The organism is Serratia inhibens, assembly GCF_003591175.1.
GTDB classification, from domain to species: domain Bacteria; phylum Pseudomonadota; class Gammaproteobacteria; order Enterobacterales; family Enterobacteriaceae; genus Serratia; species Serratia inhibens.
The window spans coordinates 957,020-977,512 of record NZ_QYYG01000001.1 but is presented as its reverse complement, the minus strand read 5'-3'; the positions used below and the strand labels follow the sequence as shown (position 1 = coordinate 977,512).

The following is a 20,493-nucleotide window of genomic DNA, read 5'->3' as shown; positions in this document are numbered from 1 at the left end:
AATGTTTTAACTACCTGTTTTTAAAATAGTTTATTTCATTTGAATAGTACTCGGTGTTTTTTTATATCGTTGGTTTTAAAGGTTTTTTTCAAAAAGGCTCGAATTTTACTCGAATTTTGATATTCGGTCTTTTACAGCATCACGTACTCTTTCCCTCGCGTATTGAGATATTTCAGCGTCATCGTCTCTGAAGTATGCCCCAGTAATTTCTGCGCAAAATGCCTTCCTCTTTCCTTCTCATATAATCGCCCGGACAGACTACGGATCTCGTGAAATGTCGGGGGGGGGGGGGTTCCTCTAAATCCAACCCTGAAGCTTTTCGCGCTGCTACAAATTTTTTTGTTAATCCATCTGGGTGCAATGACCCGTCCGGGCTGTTTTTTCTGATGCCGGCGCTGAGCAGAAAATCTGTCGTGCTGGCCCGCCGGCAAAGGTCAATCACTGTACCCAGCTGCAAGCCCACGCATTTCAGTTCAAGATCGAGGGGCAGGGAGATCATGGCGCCCGTCTTGCCTTGCTCCACCTGCAGGCGCCCGGCAACAATATGGTCAAATCGCATTTGGGTCAGATCTTCGCGTCGCTGGCCAGAAACCAGTGCCAGATCCATCGCTAAACTGAACCACGCTGGCATCGCGGATGCCGCTTCTCTTGTGGGGAGGTATTGCGCCAATTCCAGCCATTCGCGTTTCACCACGACTTTCTTCCTGCTACCCCCTGAGTATGTGTTCACCGCATGCGAGGTGCCAACGCTTCGGGGTGAAACATGGGGCGATGGCGGAAGCTATAGCTGGCAAAAGCGCTAAAGAGATAATTGAACCTTTTAAAGGTTATAACTTTGTCGACGATCATGGTCATCGCTTGGAATTGTGCGATGACTTAATTTATCTGATCAATTTGATGGGAATACCGACGAGTAAGCGGCTACTGACCCAAGACAAAATTAAAGAGTTGGCAACGTTTGCGGCGAAAGACGGCCAGCCAGTCTACATCATTGCCACCGACCGATAGTATCCCGGAGTTCGAAGCGGACGATGGTACTCAGGTGCAAGAGTAGAATGGCATGATTGTTTACTCTGAATCGGAAGATCACGATGTGCTGCAATGGGATTGATGGCATTATAATTACTTTCAATGAGGTCTGTGACAGTGTGTCCAGAGTGATTTTTTTGTTGGCGGTGGCACAACTTTGAAGGAGTGAAAATCAGTATCGATACCCGGTAATGTTTAACTCTCGAGTTTACGAGTCTTGCTAGAGAATTTATCGCTATTAAATACTTGAGTGAGAGAATCATAACATTACCAAGGAGCTTATATGTTGTTTGAAAAAAGCAAAGATGAGATTTTTTATAGTACTTTGTGCAATAAATTAACGATGGAGTTAGGTGATAAGTGTGTTTCCGCTGTATTGGCGGAGGATTTAGATATTACCATTTTTGATAATCATCCGCCCTATATCTCTATAGGCGATACGGACATCCTCATTGCTTTTGCATTTGGGAATCGTGAAAATGTTTCCGGGTCAAAAAATGAATTGGCGCAACCTGGACCAATGAACAAGGACCTTGCTGATTGCTGTGCCAAGGCATACCGTATGAAGCCAATGCGAATGTATGTTCAGTGGGAAATAGCACGGTATTTGGCCTCGAAGGAAATGTATCCTGACATCCCAGCCGACGATATCGTTTCGATTGAGCCAGAATGGGATGACCAGGGAAATCTAACTTATCTTAGTACTGATGGTGTACTGCAAGCTATTATCAATAAACATTTCGGGGGTAATTCAGCTTCTGTCGGGACGGCTGCTGTTATCGGACATGGCGATCACGTGAAGCGTTGCGTGATGACATGTCAAATGCGTAATGTTAAAGGATATGCACTGCGGGAGGTGACTCTGCCTGTATGGTATGATAAACAATCTTCACAAGTCTGGACTCGCCGCAGAGATTTATATGTTCTAAACGACATGGCAAATAGATTGATGATGGTTGCTCAAAAAAATATTCTTAATTCCCAATAATTATATTTTTATTAATACCAGGAATGCTTTTCGTTTCAGGTCGCCACTGGCGACCTTTTTTATGCACTACAGAGCGGCTTCCTGAGGCTGCTGCGCAATGCATGATAACCACCAAACGGGTCGTGCGATTTTTAGGGCGTACCGGTGATTTGATGACAGGTCGTTAATGTATTTTTATACCAAGCTTTTCCGAACCGTTCCGGGAATCCTGCCAACCAACTTTACCCCGCAATTGATAGCGGGGTTTAAAGAGGGACTGGAGCCATTACATCGCTATGATTTACCCTTCACTGACAACTTCGAGATTTAGTAAGGATAATAATTCAGCTATAAATTTTTTCGGCGCCTCTAGCATTGGGCTATGTCCGCAATTTTTGAATACACTCATACTAACGTTTTTTAATTGTTGCGATAGCGTAATCCACGGTTCTATAGGCGTTATCATATCTTGCCCCCCCCAAATAAAGTGGGTGGGAGTGGCCATTTTATCAAGAGTACCTGGGACATCATACTTTCTACTGAATGATAACCATCTTACGATGTTTTTATGGATCTGTTCATCACTGAAAAGATGAGAAATTTCATCTATTCCACGTTGTGGCACTTTGCTTTTATCAAATAATTATGTTGATCTGGATTTTATATTTCATTCATTGACCTGTTTCTGATGACACATGGGTATTATTTACCATGCGGCATGCATGGTTGAAATATTTAATTACCATGTGTATGATTAAAATGATAACTATATTTTGATTTAATATTTCATGGGGATTTTTTTCTGCTTGTGATTAATAGCCGGGTGTGTTTATTATTTAGGTCTTGTGAAGTTATCAATATTTATGATCTTTTGGATTAAGCTCAGCCATCAATGGCACAGCGCCAGTCATGCGATATCCCGTCAATAAGTTGATAGAGTTCATTTGCTGTATATGGATACAGTAACTATGGACAAAGAGACTAAAATGACAAAGCTGATTATTGATAAGAATAACTGTGTGACGCTAACTCCGGAGCAGGCAAAAGCGTTAACCCAGGTAGTGGTAGGGGGGGAGTTCCAAGGTGCCGTCCTTTTAAACAAGTACCTCGGCCGTTTGCCGCTGCCAATTAAGCCGGTAACTGTATACGACGAAGTGCTGCATTCAGCTGCAGCCTACTACCTGGCGATCTCGTTTGAGGGGCGTTGCTTCTCTGGCGCGGGCGTGCCGGTTGTCGCTCAAGATGGCACCAGTTGGGCATTTAATTACTCGTTTGATATGCAGGAAAGTTATTGTGAACAAATAACGACCCAAAACATTACGGTAGCCTCTCAAAGCTAAGTACTCAAAAAAAGCCCTGGCAAATTTGCCAGGGCTTTCTCGTTGCAATGGGTAATATCTCCCCTCTATAAACTTCATTGACTCATCTGCCGACCTTAAGCATTATCGAGTGATGAAATATACCCTGCTCACCTCGACCACAACCACGACAACCGCCTTTTTCTGGCGGGCTGTAAGGGTGTGCGTGAGCTAAAAACGCAGTTCCCCAAAGCCCCGCCAGCCATGGCCGGGGTGTCTTCATGCTCCGTCCTGGCTGGTAAAGATGGAGATCCACATGCAACAACATCCTCACCGTACCGCACTTTTGATCATTGATATGCAGCTCGGCATGTACGAGGGCCCGGAGCCGCCGTATGAAGGCGAACGCGTTCTGGCCAATATCAACGTGCTGATTGGTAGGGCGCGCGATGCGGGCAGCCCCATATTCTTTGTGCGCCATGCCGGGCCAGAAGGGTCACCGATCGCCGCAGGCAGCCATTTTTGGCAATTGCATCCGCGTCTGGCAATAGATACGGCAGTGGACAGGGTTATAGATAAAAACCGGCCCAGCTGTTTCTATCAAACGGGGCTGGCCGGGCAACTAAAAGAAGATGGCATCACCCGGTTGGCGATAATGGGAATGAAGACGCAATATTGCGTGGATACCGCCTGTCGGCAGGCGGGCGAGCAGGGGTTTCAGGTGCTGCTGGTTGCCGATGCGCACACCTGCAGCGATACGCCGGTGCTGAACGCCGAGGCGATAATCAAGCATCATAATCTGACTCTGTCAGGTCCTTTTGCCCAGTTGATACAAACGGCGGACGTGCAGTTCTGAAAAAACGGCGGGCCGGTTATCCCGGCTCGCCGATAAATTCGGAGCATGCCGCTGGCCTCAGCGCCAATGGCTTTGTTACTATCCCTCCCACCCAAACAGTCAATGGTGCATTACATTGAAAATCCAAGCGTTATTATTTGTTGCATTGGCCGGTCTGGCTGGCTGCAGCCAAGAGGGAACCTCAGTGAACCAACCCAAGAAAAACCAGGGTGACCATACGGAAGTGTTGCTGGTTAACAGTGCGCTGGTGGATTGCATGGGCGTTTCCCCAATGAAATGCATGCAGGTGCGTCATTCGGTGCAAGGCCAGTGGGAAATGTTTTATAGCCAGATTGAAGGCTTCAACTTTGAACCGGGCTACCGCTATCGTTTGAAGGTTAAGGTGACCCAGGCGGAAAACGTACCGGCCGATGCGTCCTCATTGCGATATACGCTGGTTGAACAGCTGGAAAAGAAGAAGGTCTGATAACACCCCGGCAGGTCAGGGCCGAAAATCCTGACCTGATGGCTGCGTACCCAGCCGGTGTCCGCTGCGGCTTGCCCAGCCTGCCGGCAAGGTGCTTTTCGACGTAAACTCCCCAGGCAATCACGCTTTATGCGCACTCTCTGCGGCCTGAGTTGACCGGGCGAGACTGGTCTGCTCACTGGACTTGTTGCGATTCTGCAATGCGCCTGTCTTAAGTATATTGTGAAAATCAGGTATATTGTCCTTCGGTTTTTAGCTACCAAGACAAAATTACTATGATTATCAAACCTAAAATTCGTGGTTTTATCTGTACCACCGCTCACCCGGCAGGCTGTGAAGCCAACGTCCGCGAGCAAATTGCTTACGTTAAATCCCGTGGCGAACTGAAAAACGGGCCTAAAAAGGTACTGGTGATTGGTGCCTCTACCGGCTACGGTCTGGCGTCACGTATCAATGCTGCGTTCGGCAGCGGTGCGGCCACCATCGGCGTATTTTTTGAAAAGCCGGGCAGTGAAGGCAAAACCGGTTCTGCCGGTTGGTACAACTCTGCCGGTTTTGATAAGGCAGCTAAAGAAGAAGGCCTGTACGCGAAAAGCATTAACGGCGACGCATTCTCCAACGAATGCCGTCAAACCGTTATTGACCTGATCAAACAGGACCTGGGTCAGATCGACATGGTGGTTTACTCGCTGGCTTCCCCGGTGCGTAAAATGCCGGAAACCGGTGAAGTGGTGCGCTCGGCGCTGAAACCTATCGGCGAACCGTACAAATCCGTGGCGCTCGACACCAACAAAGACGTGCTGGTAGAAGCCGTGGTTGAGCCTGCCAACGAGCAAGAAATTGCCGATACCGTCAAAGTGATGGGCGGCCAGGACTGGCAACTGTGGATGGACGCACTGGAAGAAGCCGGCGTGCTGGCAGACAACGTGCAGGCTGTCGCTTATTCCTACATCGGTACCGATCTGACCTGGCCAATCTACTGGCACGGTACGTTGGGCAAAGCAAAAGAAGATCTGGATCGCGCGGCTCAGGCCATCGATCAGAAGCTGAAGGCTAAAGGCGGCGCGGCTTACGTTGCGGTGCTGAAGTCGGTAGTGACTCAGGCTTCCTCTGCCATTCCAGTGATGCCGCTGTATATCTCCATCGTCTTCAAAATCATGAAAGCGCAGGGGATCCACGAAGGTTGCATCGAGCAAATCCAGCGCCTGTTCGCCACCAAGCTGTACAGCGGCACTGCACCGGACACCGACGAGAAGCACCGTCTGCGTCTGGACGACTGGGAACTGCGTGACGACGTGCAGAACACCTGTCGTGAAATTTGGGCGCAGATCAACGACAGCAACATCAATGAGCTGACCGATTATCTGGGCTATAAGGCCGAGTTCCTGCGTCTGTTCGGCTTTGGTGTGCAGGGCGTTGATTACGAAGCGGATCTCAGCGGTGAAGTTAAGTTCGACGTGATCGAACTGGTCTAAACCCATCGAGTATTCGGAAAAGCCGGGTTATCCCGGCTTTTTTACGCCCATATCTGCCTGTTCCAGTCGCTACTCATCAGTCCACTTGATCGTTGACAGCAATAAGTTATCGTTTTACGATAACTTATTGCTGTTTTCCAAGGATGAACTTGTTATGGCTGCCGTGCCACGGATCCACCTTCCACTTTACGTACGTTGCTTGTGTTTATTGATCATGGCGATGCTGATTATCAGCACCGGCGTGGAGATGTTCATGATTGTCCAGGGCTGGGTGCAGGGTGAGGCGTTCAACAGCATCGTGGCCGCCTATCGCGACTACTACCCGGAACTGAATGCCTACGCCATCCCGCAGCAGCGCTGGGCGATTTTTGCCACCTTGTTGCTGGATATGCTCGCTTACGTGCCTTATTACAGCGCGCTGTTGTGCGGTGCAGGGCTGTTTTATCAGTTTTATCGCGGCAATGTCTGGCATCGCAACAATATGCTGTTGCTGCAGATCATCGGTATTTTATTGATTGTCGATGTGCTGTTCCCTTCGTTGGCCGGTATGTTGCAGGTGATGATACTGACCGCCAGTGAAAAAATGCTGTTAATAATTTATTATGGCGTCAACAGCGAGTCGGTACGTTCGTTGATCGTAGGCTGCGCAATCCTGGTGTTTAGTCGGGTATTCCTGGAAGCGTTGCGGCTGAATGAAGAACAGCTTTCTTTCGTGTGAGAATAGAGTGGCGATAATAGTAAGTCTTGATGTCATGTTAGCCAAAAGGAAGATGCGATCGAAGGAGCTTGCGGAGCAGGTGGGGATCACTGAGCAAAATTTATCGTTGCTGAAGAACGGTAAGGTCAAGGGCGTCAGGCTGGAGACGTTGGACAAAATCTGCCGTATTCTCGATTGCCAACCGGGCGATTTGCTGGCCTGGGAACCTGATAGCGAAGGCTGACGCGGCAGCGCATTTTGCGCGCCGCACTCTATTTGAACCATTTAATCGCCGCTGCGGTGAAGCTGGTTGTTTGTTTATTTTAAGTTAAATCATTCGCCACATTATTTAACAGTGATGCGTTTTGTTTCGGCATTGCCGGATGGGCATTCTGATTAATAAACTAAAAAAAGTGTCTTTTTTATTTACCGCGACCGACGGTTAAGTCTATTTTAAGGAGAATATATGACATTACGTCATGGTATCCCCGCGCTGATAATATTCCTGAGTGGCTGCAGCGCTATTCATGCTGATTCATCTCATTCATCCTGGGATCCGCCGGCACGGGCAACGCGGGAGCAGAAACAACGCATCAGTAGTGGAGAGTCGGCCTATTCTGTATTGAACGAAGGCTCGCCCAGTATCGGCGGAACCCTGGACTGGTCAAGGTTGTGGGACCGTTAATCCGCAAAAAATATATTATGCCTGCGAATTATAAGTCTCAATATCACCTATTTAATTAAGGTTTATTATTTTTCGGTTAATGTGTTTGTTCTCTGGTGACGTTTGTTTTAACGGCAAATAATGCCGCTCTTGATTTAATGGAAGTGAGCGCCTGCATGGGCCTTATTACAGGAGTTTATTGTGGAAAAGGGTATCCCCGTTATTTTCCTGTTCTTATTATTACCCTGGAGCCATCCGGCCGCTGCCGCCCGTTATGATCGGGAGCAGGAAGAGGTCTCGCCCGTGCTGTTTCGCAAGAAGCTGAAAGAAATGGCCCACGGCCTGTGGGACGAAATGGGTCATGAAAAACAGCGGCCTCCGGTATCGACGCACAGCGAAAACAATACGCTGGCCTTGCGTGAAGGTTGCAAGACCCAGGGCAAAACTGCCTCTGCCACGGTTGAACCGCATCCGTCGGCCTTACCGCGTGAAGAACAACCCTTGCTTATCGACGGTTGCTAGCCCCTACGCATTAATGGAGTTTATGCTTTTGAAATGGACCTCTGTGGTTGCGGCGGTGTTCGCCTTGCTGGCGTCTGGCTGTTGCCATTCATTCGTCGACCGACATGCTCAGCCCGCAACCTCCTGCGCGAATGACGGTGCCGATGACTATCGGCAGCGGTTTAACGGCCTGTTGCAACATCTCTGGTACGTAGAGCAAATCCGCTCGGAACAGGCGCGGCTTGCCGATTTGCGCGCACAGCGAAAAGCGCTGGAGGCCGCGACAGAGTTCCCCCCTGTATCGCCGGTTGCGTATCCCCATCGGCACCAAGAATTACAGTGCGGCTTGGCATCGGTGGTTAACCGCTGCCTGGTCGTGAGGCGGTTGCCGATCCCGGTGATGGGTGCGCATCGGCTGTATGTCGGTACTTTTTGCCGCGTGTGGATCAACTGGCGGCAGATGGGGTGCTGAGTCTTGGGCGGAGTAAGGTAAATATCATGTTGGGAGTGTATCAATGAAACGGATTTTTCTGGCCTGCGTGGCGCAGTGTTGTTCTTTCTCTTCGCAAGCGTTGGTTGATTTGCAATACCACGCTGCGCTACCGCCGGATAACAAAGTCTCTGAGGATTACCAGCAAAAACGCAGCGGGCTACAGCATAAGATATGGAGCGCCGAAGGCGTGGCGCTGGCCAATGAAAAGGCGCTTGAACTGGAACGGCAACAGGGGGTTAGCGAGCAGGCGAACCGGCGGCGCAACAGCGCGATGTTCGGCGAGCATCGTTGCGGCAGTAAACCCCAGCAGGGCGGTACGTGCCGGCTACCTGGCCGTGATATGGCTTTGCCGAATCTCAAGCGCCATCGTTGATCGCCGGAAGGGGGACGTCGTTATCGCACCGTGATATTGCCGGTGGTGCATCTGTCCAACGTTGAGCGGCCTGATGAATTTTTGGCGGCGCTGTTGGATTTTCTGATCGGCTAGGCCGGCCGGCAATACTCTTTCAGCATGGCGATGGCATCCGGTTTAAGTTGGTAAAGATAGACCGGCCTGCCGGTAGTGCCGTACAGAATACGGGTGCCAAGGATGCCGCTTTCTGCAAGATAGATCAGATATTTGCGGCAGGACACACGCGAAATTCCGATGGCGTTAGCCAGATTGTCGGTGGAGAACTCGCCGTCATGTTGCTGTTCAATCCATTCGCACACTGTACTCAGCGTGATAGCGGTCAACCCCTTCGGCAGTTTCTTGCCTTCGCTGCTGCTGGGCTGGCGGCGCAGCAGGCTATCGACGTCGCTCTGCGAGAACTCGCGTTGCGCCAGGATTTGCGACTGCTGTTGGTAGTTGTTCAACGCCTCTTTGAATCGGGTGAACTGGAAAGGCTTGATCAGATAATCCACCACGCCGTAGTGCAGTGCGCGCTGCACCGTGTCCACGTCGCTGGCGGAAGAAATGATGATGACATCGGTTTTTTCACCCAGCTCGCGCAGGCCGGGCAGCAGATCCAGCCCGTTTTCCTGCTGCATATAGATGTCCAGCAGCACCAGATCGACAGTGACGTTGGCGTCGGCCAGCACCGCGCGCGCCTGCGCCAGCGTGGCGACCGTCGCCTGGCAGTGAAAACCGCTGACCTGGCTCAGATAGTATTTATTGAGCTCCGCAACCATCGGATCGTCGTCGATAATCAATACGTTAATCATGGGTTCAGTCCTTGGCCCGATAGGGGATATGCACAAAAAATTGGGTTAGCTCACCCGGTTCAGAGTCGAAATCAATGCTGCCGCCCAGTTTCTCCAGGCTGCTGCGGATTAATGCCAGCCCGATACCGCGCCCCGGCCCTTTGGTGGAAAAACCCTGTTCAAAAATGCGTGCGCCGATAGCCGGATCTATACCGGGGCCGTCATCACTGACAATACAGTGTAAGTGATTCTCATTGTGATGGAAGCTCAGGTTGATCTCATGCCCTTCAACGCCGTCGATGGCGTCGATGGCATTTTCAATCAGATTGCCCAGCACGCTGATCAGCACATGGGTCGTTTCCGCATCCTCGCTTTCCGGCAGCAGGCTGGCCTCATCAATGGTCAACTCAATGCCGGCCTCATGAGCGCGGCTGATCTTGCCGATAAAGAAACCCGCGACTTCCGGCGACTGGATCTTGCGCAGCAGCGCGCCGATTTCTTCCTGGTAGTTGCTGGCAGTATTGATGATGTAGTTTTCCAACTGCTGGTAAGCCTTCATGTGCAACATGCCGAGGATCACGTGCAGCTTGTTCATAAACTCATGCGACTGCACGCGCAGCGCATCGGCGTAGTGTGCCATGCCGCTCAGGCGCTGCACCAGTTGGCTGACCTCGGTTTTATCGCGGAAGGTGGCGATGGCGCCGATAACCTGGCCTTTGACGATCACCGGCACGGTATTGGTTAACAGCTCGCTGCCGTTAAAACTGATCTGCCGGTCGCGCAGCGGTTTGCCGCTGGCCAACACCTCCGCCAGATGCAGCTGGGCCGGCCAATGCTTGCTGGCGGATTCCAGCAGCAAATTCTCAAGCGGCCCGCATTGACGCAGCAGCCGTTTGGCTTCGTCGTTGACAATGGTAATGCGCGACTGGTTATCGACCGCGATCACGCCTTCTTTAATCGACTGCAGCATGGCGTTGCGTTGTTCGAACAGGTTGGAAATTTCGTAGGGTTCAAAGCCGAGCATGATGCGCTTCAACGCCTTCACCAGGAAGAAAGTGCCGAGCGTGCCGACCAGCGCGGCGAAGGCGATGGTCCAGTAAATAATCCAGCGGCTTTCGCCCAGCACCCGGCGGACGGTATCCAGTGCGATGCCGAGCGACACCACGCCGATCTGCTGGCGTTGCGCGTCATAGACCGGGACAAAAACCCGCAGTGACGGCCCCAGCGAACCGCGAGTGATGGCGCTGTTGGTTTTGCCGTGCAGAGCAGGCTCCAGATCCTCGCCGATAAAATGTTGGCCGATGCGCCAGGGTTTGGGGTGCGAGTAGCGAATGCCTTTCATATCGACCACCACCACGAACAGCAGCTCGTTCTGTTTACGCACCTGCTCTGCAAAGCGCTGGATTTCGCCGCTGCGATCCTGACGTTCAAGACCCTCGATCACGGTGGAAGAGAGCGCCAGCGTATTGGCAATCGCCATCGCTTTTTGCTGCAACTGAGCCTGCCCCTCTTGGTTCATCTGCACAAAAAACAGCGCGAACACCACCAGCAGCACCGAAGCGATAATGGCGGACACCATCAGCGTGAGTGTGGTGCTGAGCTTCAGCGGGATCCGTTGTTTTGGCATGGCGGTTCTCCGAATGGCGATATCAACGATTCTTGCGGGGAATAGGTTGCAGGGTAGTGACCGGCAGCAGGTTATAACATGCTGCCGCCGGGCGAGGGATTATTTTAGTTACAAAAGCCGTATTCAGGGTTGGTGGTAGATTTCCAGCGCCTGCTGGCCGCTGGCGCCCTGATGGATGATCGCCATTAGCGCACTGACCACTTTTGACGGGTTGCTGTGCTGGTAAACGTTGCGGCCATACACCATGCCGGATGCGCCTTGCGCCATCAGAGCGGCAGATTTCTCCAACACCGCGCCCAGTTCGCCTTTGCCGCCGCCGCGCACCAGCGTCGGGCAGCGTGCCGCTTCCACGATGCGGTGAAAATCCTCCACCCGTTCGGTCGGATCGGCCTTGATGATGTCGGCGCCCAGTTCACGCGCCAGCCGCACCAGCGGCACCATTTTCTCCACATCGCCCAGCGAGCCGTAAGCGGCGCCCTGGCCGGGTGGGGCCATCACCAGCGGTTCGATCATCAGCGGCATGGCGTAGCGATCGCAGGCATGGCGCAGCCGGCCGATGTTTTCCACGCACTGGCGGAAAATGCCCGGTTCATCGGGGATCAGATACAGGTTAACCACCACCGCTGCGGCATCCATTTGCAGCGCGGCGAGGATCGGGGCGTCCGGGTTATGCAGCACTGCCCACATTTCGCGGTGGCGGGCGGCGTTATAGGCATTGCCGACGTCGGTACGCATCACCAGCGCCGGTTTGTCGCGCTGCGGCGCATGTTGCAGCAAATCCGCCTGGCCGTAGTTAACCTGAATGGCATCCGGCCGGGCGACGATCAGGCTGCTCATGACCCGTTCGATATCCTCCAGGCCGATCAAAAAATCCGGTTCATTGGCGATGCCGTGGTCGATCGCCACATCGAGGCATTTGCCGTTATTAAACAGCCGGTTCATCCGTACCTTACTGCTGAGCTGCATGTCAGATCCTCCTGAAAATAGGGATATACCCAGTATCGCTGAGTAAGCATGAGCATGAAATGGGGAAACCGCAAACTGCGTGCCCGCTCGCATATTTACTGAGAAACCGTCGCGCCATTTTTCATTGCTGCGGGCGCTAACTGCGGCTGAGCGCAGTAAAGGATGCGGCCGGCTGATGGCTTTTGCGTCATTTGTTAGATCCGTGTCATGTTTTTGTTACTTGGTCATTCCAAAACGCATGTTTCGCTTGTTTGAGTTAAAAAGTTTCAATAATCTCAATTATGAAATAAACATTTGATAATGACGTAATGACGTTACTGCTTTGTTAGAGGGCTTATTTCAATACATTGTTTTTATTCTATTTTGAGATATCGATCAAAATTTCACACACCGCCCGAATACGCAGAAAAAACGGTAAATCTGCCGTATCAAGGGGATAACACCGACCGGATTGTTGTTTGAATGTAAAAAATATTTTTCATTAGCTGTCAAATCAACAGGCCTCTTCATTCTAACGATTAAAAGGTACAGAACATGAAGCTGAAGAAACTGATCGTCACCTCGGTACTGATGTGCATGTTGCCGGCCAGCGTGTTGGCGAAAGACATCAAGATCGGCGTTTCAATGGCTTATTTCGATGACAACTTCCTCACCATCCTGCGCCAGTCAATGCAGAACAAAATGAAGGCGGACGGCAACGTCAGCGGTCAGTTTGAAGATGCCAAAGGGGATATTGCCCAGCAAATTCAACAGGTCGAAAACTTTGTCAGTCAGGGCGTCGACGCCATCATCCTTAACCCGGTCGATACCCAGGGCGTGAAGCCGATGATCAAACTGGCGGAAAGCGCCAAGATCCCGCTGGTGTTCGTTAACCGTCGTCCGGAAGTCACGCTGCCGGCGGGCATGGCTTACGTGGGCTCAGACTCCAAACTGGCCGGTAAGCTGCAAATGGAAGAGCTGGCCAAGCAGATGAACGGCAAGGGCAACGTGATGATCCTGATGGGCGAGCTGTCCAATGAAGCGACCCGCGATCGTACCCGCGGCGTGGAAGAGGTGGCGGCCAAGTACCCCGGCATCAAAATCCTCGACAAACAAACCGCCAAGTGGGGCCGTAAAGAAGCCGTCGACATTACTACCGACTGGGTGCTGACCGGTCAGCAGATTGATGCCATCGCCTCCAACAACGACGAAATGGCCATCGGCGCGATCCTGGCGCTGAAGCAGGCGAAGAAAAGTGGTGTGCTGGTGGCCGGCGTTGACGGTACTCCGGACGCGCTGGAGTTCATCAAGAAGGGCGATCTGGCGCTGAGCGTATTCCAGGACGCCAAAGGGCAAGGTGAGGGCGCAGTGCAAACCGCCATTCAACTGGTTAAGGGCGAGAAGGTGGAGAGCAACGTCCTGATCCCGTATCAGTTGATCACCAAGGCCAATTATCAGGAATTTGCCGACAAGAACAGAAAATAAGCGTTAAAGCAGCGCGGCTATACCCTATGAATTTCATGCTGCAGCGAGGCGCCCAGCTTGCTAATCCCCAGGCGCTTACTTTAGTAAGTAACTGGGGTAAGCAAGAGCAGGTAACAACGCTGCAGTTTGAAAGGCGACGGGTATATATCCCTTGCCGTATTTACCCGGCACACGGCGGTAAATACGGCAGGGATGCATTGACGAACGGCGGAGGTTATCAGCATGTATCCTTATGTTCTTGAGGCTGAAGGTATCAGTAAGCAGTTTCCCGGCGTGAAGGCGCTGGACAAGGTCTCAATTAAAATCAAACCAGGCAGCGTACACGCGTTAATGGGGGAGAACGGCGCGGGAAAATCCACGCTGATGAAATGTTTAATCGGCATTTATCACCCCGACGAAGGCACCATTAAAATAAAAGGCGAGCCGGTGATCTTCAGCGACACGCTGCAGGCGCTGCATTCGGGCATTTCCATGATTCACCAGGAGCTTAACCTGGTGCCTTACATGACGGTGGCGGAAAACATCTGGCTGGGGCGTGAACCGGTGCGGCTCGGCTTCGTCAATCATGACGAACTGAACAGAAAAACCCGCGATCTGCTGGCGCGGCTGAACATCAAGTTAAAACCGGAGACCCTGGTCGGCGAACTTAGCATCGCCAGCCAGCAAATGGTGGAGATCGCCAAGGCGGTTTCCTATAACGCAGATGTCCTGATTATGGACGAGCCGACCTCGGCGCTGACCGAAAGCGAGGTCGGGCACCTGTTCGCCATCATTCGCGAGCTGCGCGAACAGGGTAAAGGCATTATCTACATCAGCCACAAGATGGACGAGATTTTTGCCATCACCGATGAGGTGAGCATTTTCCGCGACGGCACCTTTATCGCCTGCGATAAAACCGAAAACCTGACCAAGCAGTCGCTGATCACCATGATGGTGGGGCGTGAACTGACCCAAATGTTCCCCAAGTTCAACAACAATATCGGCGAGGAAGTGCTGCGGGTCGAAGGGCTGCGGCGTTCGGACTGGTTCCACGATGTTTCGTTCAGCGTTAAACGCGGCGAGATCCTCGGCGTCGCCGGGCTGGTGGGCGCAGGCCGCAGCGAGGTGATGGAAAGTTTGTTCGGCATGCACCCGGCGGACGGTGGCAGCATCTTTATCGAGGGCAAGGCGGCAAAGGTCGATTCCCCGTCGAAGGCCATCGAGCTGGGGCTGGCTTTTCTTACCGAAGACCGCAAAAAGTCCGGGTTGTTTCTGGTGCTGTCGGTGGTCGAGAACATGAGTATCGTCAACCTGTCGGAGTATATCGGCAAGAACGGGTTTGTCAGCCATGTGCAAATGGCCAAAGACTGCATGGAGCAGATCAAAAAGCTCAACATCAAAACCCCGACCATGGATCAAATCATCAATAACCTGAGCGGCGGCAATCAGCAGAAGGTGCTTATCGCTCGCTGGTTGCTGGCACAGCCGAAAATATTGATTCTCGACGAGCCCACGCGCGGTATCGACGTGGGGGCTAAAGCGGAAATTTATCGCCTGATCAGCGAGCTGGCGAACCGCGGCGTCGCCATTATTTTGGTGTCCTCGGAATTGCCGGAGATCCTCGGCATGAGCGACCGGGTGATGGTCATGCACGGCGGCCGTATTACCGGCATTTTGGATAAAGAAGAAGCGGATCAGGAAAAAATCCTGGCGCTGGCCTCTGAATAACGCAAAGGTGAACCACCATGAGTAATGTAAAAATCGAGAAGCCGCTTGCGGGTAAAGCGCCACTGTTCTCTGGCCTGAGCGGCAAAATGCCGAAAGACACCGGCATCTTTATCGTGATGATCGGTATCGCGCTGATATTCGAAATTCTCGGCTGGTATATTCGCGATCAGTCATTCCTGATGAACCCCAACCGACTGTTGCTGATCGTACTGCAGGTGGCGATTATCGGCATCATCGCCGTCGGCGTTACCCAGGTCATTATCACCACCGGCATCGATCTTTCATCCGGCTCGCTGATTGCGCTGACGGCGGTGGTGGCGGCCAGTTTGGCGCAAACCTCCGACAGCATTTCACCGATGTACCCGGCACTGCTCGATTTGCCTGCGGCGATCCCGATCGGCGCGGGGATTGGGGTGGGCATCGTTTGCGGTTTCATCAACGGTTTCCTGATTACCCGCACCGGCATTCCGCCTTTTATCGCCACTCTGGGCATGATGGTGTCGGCGCGCGGCCTGGCGCAGTATTACACCCAGGGTAACCCGGTCAGCTTCCTGTCCGACGGCTTTACCTCGATCGGCCAGGGCGCGATGCCGGTGATCATCTTCCTGGTCATTGCGGTGATTTTCCATATCGCGCTGAAACACACCCGGTATGGCAAATACATTTATGCCATCGGCGGCAACATGACCTCGGCCCGGGTATCCGGCATCAACGTCAATAAATACCTGGTAACGGTGTATACCATCGCCGGCGGTCTGGCGGGGTTGGCGGGCGTGGTGCTGGCGGCACGCGTCAGCAGCGGCCAGTCGAGCATGGGGATGTCTTACGAACTGGACGCCATCGCCGCGGCGGTGATTGGCGGCAGCAGCCTGATGGGTGGCGTCGGGCGCATTACCGGCACGCTGATCGGTGCGGTGATCCTCGGGCTGATTAAAAGCGGCTTCACCTTTATCGGCGTGGACTCCTACATTCAGGACATTATCAAAGGCGTGATTATCGTCGCTGCCGTGTCGATCGACATGCACCGTAACCGCAAAAAACACTGATTGCCGTGAATTGCCGCCGGAGCAGCCTGTCCGGCGGTATTTTTTTACCTCTGGGGAATCACCATGAAATACTTAAAAAAAATCGTGCTGGTGGCGGCGCTCAGCTGTTCCACCTCGGCGCTGGCGGAAACCATCGGCGTGTCGATGGCCTATTTTGACCAGAACTTCCTGACCATTATCCGCCACTCGATAGACAAAGAGGCCAAGGTGCGCGGTATCACCGTGCAGTTCGAAGACGCACGCGGCGACGTTGGCCGCCAGACCGATCAGGTGCAGAGCTTTATCAGCGCCGGCGTGGACGCGATTATTGTCGATCCGGTTAATTCGGCGGGTACGCCGGCCATCACCAAACTGGTGACGAAGGCGGGTATTCCGCTGGTGTACGTGAACCGCACGCCGGGCGACAGCAAGTTGCCTTCCGGCGTGGTGTTTGTCGGTTCCGACGAGAAAGAGTCCGGCACCCTGCAAATGGAAGAGTTGGCGCGCCTGGCGAACTACAAGGGCAACGTCGCGATCATGATCGGTAACCTGACCGACGCCGGTGCGCTGCAACGCACCAAAGACGTGGAGCAGGTAGTAGCGAAGTACCCGAACATGAAGGTCGTGCAAAAGCAAAGTGCCAACTACTCGCGCAGCGAAGGCATGGATTTGATGATGAACTGGGTCACCAACGGCGAACCTATCGATATTGTCGCCGCCAACAACGACGAGATGGCGATTGGTGCGATCATGGCGTTGCAGCAGGCCGGCAAGCGTGACAGCAAGGTGCTGATCGGTGGCATCGACGCCACGCCGGACGGCCTGAAGGCGCTGTCTTCCGGCAAGATGCAGGTGACGGTATTCCAGGACGCCGTTGGCCAGGGCAAAGCCTCGGTCGACGTAGCGCAGCGGATGATCAAAGGCGAAAAACTGGAGCCGTATTACTGGATCCCGTTTGAACTGGTGACGCCGGCCACTATGCAAAAATTCGTGGCGAAGCAGTGACGTTGGTTGGTTGAGGATATGGCGCTGCACGCAGCGCCATTTTGTCGGCGTTACCAGCCCTTCACCGCGTCGCCCTTGTAGATTTCGGCCGCGCTGGCGGCCACTTCATCGGTCTGGTAGGCCTTGACCAAATCCTTCACGTTTTCGCTGTCTTTGTTATCGATGCGGGTGGCGAATATATTGACGTAAGGCGAGTTTTTATCTTCGACAAACAGACCGTTCCTGGCCGGTGACAGGCCGATCTGGCTGGCGTAGTTGGTATTGATAATCGCCAGCGCTACCTGTTTATCGTCCAGCGCGCGCGGCAACTGTGGCGCTTCGATCTCGACGATTTTCAATTTCTTCGGATTACCGACGATATCCAGCGCGGTAGGCAGCAAGCCGACGCCGTCTTTCAGCACGATCAGCCCCTGTTTTTGCAACAGCAGCAGCGAGCGGCCGAGATTGGTGGGATCGTTCGGCACGGCGATCTGTGCACCGTCCGGCAGTTGGCTGAGCGAGGTGATTTTCTTCGAGTAACCGGCAATCGGGTAAACGAAGGTGTTGCCCACCGCGACCAGCTTATAACCGCGTTCCTGAATTTGTTTTTCCAGGTAAGGCCGGTGCTGGAAGGCGTTAATATCCAGGTCACCGTTGTTCAATGCCTCGTTGGGCAGCACGTAATCATTGAACGTCACCACTTCCACATCCAGGTTGTACTTCTGTTTGGCGACCTTCTGCACCACAGCCCACATCGATTGATCGATACCGGAGCTGATGCCGACCTTAATATGGTGGCTGTCTTGATCCGCCGGCCCGCAGGCGGTCAGCAGCAGAGTGCCGGCTACCGCCAAGGTTGCGGCGAGCTTTTTTAGCCTAAATGTCATTTTCCCAGAGTCCTTTTCAAAATAGCATGCTGGTTATTTCAGGATTAGTAGTTTCTATAACTTTAAGTAAACGTATTGATAAAACAAAAGACGGATTCACTATGATTAATAGCGATTAGCTATGAGCAACGTCAGGCGTCGCCGGGCGTGAAATAACGGTTATAGGATTGCTCTGTTTGTGCCCTTGTTCTCCGGTTTGTTTTGACTGCGGATCCACCGGGTTATTATGATGTTCGCAGGCCCGGCAGGGGCAGAATTCACGAAAGGAAAATACAATGCGATTTAACATCTGGAGCAAGGCGCTGCTGCCGCTGGTGGTGTTGGCCTGCGTATCGACGACGCAGGTACAGGCGGCGGAGCAGGGCCAGCAGGCGGCGATTGAACCGATCCCAAAAACGCTGTTGGGCAACTGGCATGTCAGCAAGATTTTGCCGACGCAAACCGTGGGTTGCTGGGACGAACAGCAGGCAAACAGCCTGGTCGGCGGCAAAATCAGCTATAAGGCCGACGGCTTCAGTTGGAACGGTACCGCGCTGCAAAATCAGGGTGCGACCCTCAGCACGGTCGAGGCGCAGGAGTTTGTCGAGGACAATTCCGGCAGCAGTTCCTACATTGACTTCCCGATGCTGGGCATCAGCACGCCTTCGGTTGAGCGGGTGACAATCCAGCACGCCGACACCGAGATTAAAGGCATCACCGATCAAGGTACCGAAGGCGTCCCCGGCGACAACGTGCTGGTGAAAGACGCCAACACGCTGATTCTGTCGGTTTGCAATGTGTGGTTTGAAGTGCAGCGCGTGCGTTGATCCTCTCTGGCCCCGGCTGCGGGGCCATTCTTCTGCGTAATATCCCCATCCGGTTGCCGCGTTTCTGAACTAAAATTAACCATAACGATATAACCCTATGGGATATCGGAGCCTCGGCTCTCTACCGAGTCAATGACAGGAGGCGCTATGTGTTATCAACATATTTTAATTACTACCGATCTGAGCGATGACGGCAAACGGCTGGTTGAAAAAGGCGCGTTGCTGGCCGCCGCCTTGAAGGCCAAACTCTCCCTGATCTACGTGGACGTTCATTACGATACCTATCACGCGGCGATTGGTTTTTCGGAGAGAAGCTACGACGGCGTATCTTTCGACGACAAGATCAAAAAAGAGATGGAACCGATGACCCAAAATGTGAATTACCCGATCAACGAGGTGATTATTGGGCGCGGTGATTTTATTGAACAATTGAAGAACGCGGTGGTGGATAAAGGGATAGATCTGGCGATCTTCGGCCATCATCACGACCTGTGGAATAACCTGTTTTCATCGACCCGCCATGCCATCAATCAGCTGAACGTCGACGTGCTGGTGATCCCGATTAAATCATAGTGCATAAACAAACCGCGCGGCTGCGCGGTTTGCCGTCTCCCGGTTGCCTACCCTGTGCCTCGTTCCGTGATAGCCAAATGAATATCTCATGCTGAAAACTTGCGCATTAGATAAGTGGATACTAATGTGTAGTCATGAATGAAAATGACATCTTCAAAGCGCTGGCAGATCCCACCCGTCGCGCCATCTTCGAAAAGCTGGCGATTGGCAGCATGAATGCCAGTGCGCTGCGCGAAGGCATGCAAATCAGCCAATCGGCCATGTCCCAACATCTGGCGGTGTTGCGCCACGCCGGGCTGGTGTGCGAGGAGCGGCAGGGCCGTTTCGTCAATTACGAAGTCGATCCTCAGGGCCTGGCGTTGATAGCCCGCTGGCTGGATAAGTACCGTGCCTTCTGGCCGGCGCAGATCGACAAATTGAACATTTTGCTCAAGGACATGGACCAATGAACGACACCGGCAGCGAAAAATGGGGTGAGCCTTTGCTCCTCGAATACCGGCTCGACGCGCCGCCGGAGAAAGTCTGGCGGGCGATTGGCATCCCTGAGTTGCGCGAGCAATGGTTGCCGTCACAGCTATTGGCCGATGCCGAGCCGGTGGTTTCAATGCCGGGTGAGGAAATCCGCTACCGGATGCGCGATGACGAACCGCCATTCCTCGAAAGCACGGTAACGTTGCAAATCCGGCCCGACGCCGATGGCGGCAGCCGGTTGCGCATTATCCATGTACTGGACGACGCACGCCTGACGGCGGCCAACGACAGTGGGCAGCTTCTTATGTGCGCCGCCTGACCCTTTCATTCATCAGCTTGTATCTGCAAAACGGAG

24 protein-coding genes and 1 pseudogene are annotated in these 20,493 nt (G+C 52.8%); 20 read left to right on the top strand and 5 right to left on the bottom strand.

Annotated elements, in window-relative coordinates:
- Positions 1-131 precede the first annotated feature (131 nt).
- Positions 132-700: pseudogene (locus tag D4100_RS25740) on the bottom strand (tyrosine-type recombinase/integrase); the annotation flags it as partial.
- 71 nt (positions 701-771) lie between these two features.
- Here D4100_RS25740 and D4100_RS04660 point away from each other — a divergent pair.
- From D4100_RS04660 to D4100_RS04600, 12 genes are all read left to right on the top strand, one after another.
- Entirely contained in the window at positions 772-1,008 is a 237-nt protein-coding gene (locus tag D4100_RS04660) for a hypothetical protein (protein ID WP_119803297.1), read from the top strand.
- 304 nt (positions 1,009-1,312) lie between these two features.
- A complete protein-coding gene (locus D4100_RS04655; protein WP_119803295.1) occupies positions 1,313-2,017 on the top strand; it encodes a hypothetical protein in 705 nt (234 codons plus the stop codon).
- Positions 2,018-2,982: 965 nt separating this feature from the next.
- A complete protein-coding gene (locus D4100_RS04645; protein ID WP_065506827.1) occupies positions 2,983-3,336 on the top strand; it encodes a hypothetical protein in 354 nt (117 codons plus the stop codon).
- A 274-nt stretch (positions 3,337-3,610) separates the two neighbouring features.
- On the top strand, positions 3,611-4,150 hold the full coding sequence (locus D4100_RS04640; RefSeq protein WP_119803293.1) for a cysteine hydrolase family protein: 540 nt from the start codon (positions 3,611-3,613) through the stop codon (positions 4,148-4,150).
- 115 nt (positions 4,151-4,265) lie between these two features.
- Positions 4,266-4,616 (top strand): DUF4377 domain-containing protein, encoded by a 351-nt coding sequence (locus D4100_RS04635; RefSeq protein WP_006316712.1) that lies wholly within the window; start codon positions 4,266-4,268, stop codon positions 4,614-4,616.
- A 275-nt stretch (positions 4,617-4,891) separates the two neighbouring features.
- Positions 4,892-6,091, top strand: coding sequence for an enoyl-ACP reductase FabV (gene fabV / locus D4100_RS04630; RefSeq protein WP_006316718.1), 1,200 nt, complete (start codon positions 4,892-4,894; stop codon positions 6,089-6,091).
- 154 nt (positions 6,092-6,245) lie between these two features.
- Entirely contained in the window at positions 6,246-6,809 is a 564-nt protein-coding gene (locus D4100_RS04625; RefSeq protein WP_043911788.1) for a DUF2975 domain-containing protein, read from the top strand.
- Positions 6,810-6,816: 7 nt separating this feature from the next.
- Positions 6,817-7,032 (top strand): helix-turn-helix domain-containing protein, encoded by a 216-nt coding sequence (locus D4100_RS04620; RefSeq protein ID WP_006316720.1) that lies wholly within the window; start codon positions 6,817-6,819, stop codon positions 7,030-7,032.
- 222 nt (positions 7,033-7,254) lie between these two features.
- Complete coding sequence (locus D4100_RS04615; protein WP_071919894.1) at positions 7,255-7,473, top strand: hypothetical protein; 219 nt, start codon at positions 7,255-7,257, stop codon at positions 7,471-7,473.
- A gap of 180 nt (positions 7,474-7,653) precedes the next feature.
- Positions 7,654-7,974: a hypothetical protein gene (locus tag D4100_RS04610; protein WP_119803291.1), complete on the top strand. Its 321-nt coding sequence runs from the start codon at positions 7,654-7,656 to the stop codon at positions 7,972-7,974.
- Between the two features lie 22 nt (positions 7,975-7,996).
- Positions 7,997-8,425: a hypothetical protein gene (locus D4100_RS04605; RefSeq protein ID WP_119803289.1), complete on the top strand. Its 429-nt coding sequence runs from the start codon at positions 7,997-7,999 to the stop codon at positions 8,423-8,425.
- A gap of 43 nt (positions 8,426-8,468) precedes the next feature.
- Positions 8,469-8,819, top strand: coding sequence for a hypothetical protein (locus D4100_RS04600; protein WP_006316723.1), 351 nt, complete (start codon positions 8,469-8,471; stop codon positions 8,817-8,819).
- Between the two features lie 110 nt (positions 8,820-8,929).
- On the opposite strand, the gene dcuR is transcribed toward D4100_RS04600, so the two are convergent.
- The 3 genes from dcuR to D4100_RS04585 all read right to left on the bottom strand — a co-directional run bounded on the left by dcuR (position 8,930) and on the right by D4100_RS04585 (position 12,221).
- Positions 8,930-9,649 carry a two-component system response regulator DcuR gene (gene dcuR, locus D4100_RS04595; RefSeq protein WP_006316724.1) on the bottom strand — a complete coding sequence of 240 codons (720 nt, stop codon included), beginning with the start codon at positions 9,647-9,649 and terminating at the stop codon, positions 8,930-8,932.
- Positions 9,650-9,653: 4 nt separating this feature from the next.
- Complete coding sequence (locus tag D4100_RS04590; RefSeq protein ID WP_119803287.1) at positions 9,654-11,255, bottom strand: sensor histidine kinase; 1,602 nt, start codon at positions 11,253-11,255, stop codon at positions 9,654-9,656.
- Between the two features lie 123 nt (positions 11,256-11,378).
- The gene (locus tag D4100_RS04585; RefSeq protein WP_119803285.1) at positions 11,379-12,221 is read right to left on the bottom strand and encodes a class I fructose-bisphosphate aldolase; all 843 of its coding nucleotides are present in this window, start codon (positions 12,219-12,221) and stop codon (positions 11,379-11,381) included.
- Between the two features lie 534 nt (positions 12,222-12,755).
- Between D4100_RS04585 and D4100_RS04580 the strand changes: the two genes are divergently transcribed.
- The 4 genes from D4100_RS04580 (at position 12,756) to D4100_RS04565 (ending at position 17,422) form a co-directional block, all read left to right on the top strand.
- The gene (locus D4100_RS04580) at positions 12,756-13,685 is read left to right on the top strand and encodes a sugar ABC transporter substrate-binding protein (protein ID WP_006316727.1); all 930 of its coding nucleotides are present in this window, start codon (positions 12,756-12,758) and stop codon (positions 13,683-13,685) included.
- A 222-nt stretch (positions 13,686-13,907) separates the two neighbouring features.
- Entirely contained in the window at positions 13,908-15,392 is a 1,485-nt protein-coding gene (locus D4100_RS04575) for a sugar ABC transporter ATP-binding protein (protein ID WP_006316728.1), read from the top strand.
- A gap of 17 nt (positions 15,393-15,409) precedes the next feature.
- Entirely contained in the window at positions 15,410-16,438 is a 1,029-nt protein-coding gene (locus tag D4100_RS04570; protein ID WP_004943164.1) for an ABC transporter permease, read from the top strand.
- A 63-nt stretch (positions 16,439-16,501) separates the two neighbouring features.
- Positions 16,502-17,422, top strand: coding sequence for a sugar ABC transporter substrate-binding protein (locus tag D4100_RS04565; RefSeq protein ID WP_119803283.1), 921 nt, complete (start codon positions 16,502-16,504; stop codon positions 17,420-17,422).
- Between the two features lie 50 nt (positions 17,423-17,472).
- Here the strand turns inward: D4100_RS04565 and D4100_RS04560 are convergent, their stop codons facing one another.
- Entirely contained in the window at positions 17,473-18,288 is an 816-nt protein-coding gene (locus tag D4100_RS04560) for a MetQ/NlpA family lipoprotein (RefSeq protein ID WP_006316730.1), read from the bottom strand.
- 275 nt (positions 18,289-18,563) lie between these two features.
- Between D4100_RS04560 and D4100_RS04555 the strand changes: the two genes are divergently transcribed.
- The 4 genes from D4100_RS04555 to D4100_RS04540 all read left to right on the top strand — a co-directional run bounded on the left by D4100_RS04555 (position 18,564) and on the right by D4100_RS04540 (position 20,457).
- Positions 18,564-19,094, top strand: coding sequence for a hypothetical protein (locus D4100_RS04555; RefSeq protein WP_119803281.1), 531 nt, complete (start codon positions 18,564-18,566; stop codon positions 19,092-19,094).
- Between the two features lie 147 nt (positions 19,095-19,241).
- Positions 19,242-19,667 carry a universal stress protein gene (locus D4100_RS04550; protein ID WP_006316732.1) on the top strand — a complete coding sequence of 142 codons (426 nt, stop codon included), beginning with the start codon at positions 19,242-19,244 and terminating at the stop codon, positions 19,665-19,667.
- A gap of 134 nt (positions 19,668-19,801) precedes the next feature.
- Positions 19,802-20,116: an ArsR/SmtB family transcription factor gene (locus D4100_RS04545; RefSeq protein ID WP_006316733.1), complete on the top strand. Its 315-nt coding sequence runs from the start codon at positions 19,802-19,804 to the stop codon at positions 20,114-20,116.
- A complete protein-coding gene (locus tag D4100_RS04540; RefSeq protein WP_119803279.1) occupies positions 20,113-20,457 on the top strand; it encodes an SRPBCC family protein in 345 nt (114 codons plus the stop codon). Before D4100_RS04545 ends, D4100_RS04540 begins: the two co-directional genes overlap by 4 nt.
- Positions 20,458-20,493: the final 36 nt, after the last annotated feature.